The organism is Granulicatella sp. WM01, assembly GCF_004570605.1.
Classification (GTDB): Bacteria; Bacillota; Bacilli; order Lactobacillales; family Aerococcaceae; genus WM01.
Window position 1 is genome coordinate 1 of sequence record NZ_SPPB01000173.1, and the last position, 255, is coordinate 255.

Annotated in this window: 1 protein-coding gene; it reads right to left on the minus strand. The window is 28.6% G+C overall.

The genetic code is table 11. From position 1 onward, the window contains the following. Positions 1-255 (minus strand): IS30 family transposase (locus tag E4T68_RS09125; RefSeq protein ID WP_167753888.1); only part of this gene is annotated, 255 nt, incomplete at both ends.

Genomic DNA, 255 nt, shown 5'->3' on the forward strand with positions numbered 1-255 from the left:
GACGCATACGGATGTGCAAAATATACTGCGGTTAAATAGCTTTCTAATTCTGTTAATCGTGAAAATTCTGAACCATTATCTGCTGTTATACTTTTAAACCATTTCTTACCATACTGTTTAAATATCTGTTTTAAAGCCCTGTTAACACATTCTGATGATTTTTCTTTTAACTTTCTGATAATAATAAATCGTGTCTTTCTTTCGATAAGTGTTAAAATAACAGACTCATTTTTAGTTATTTTCCCAATCATTAAA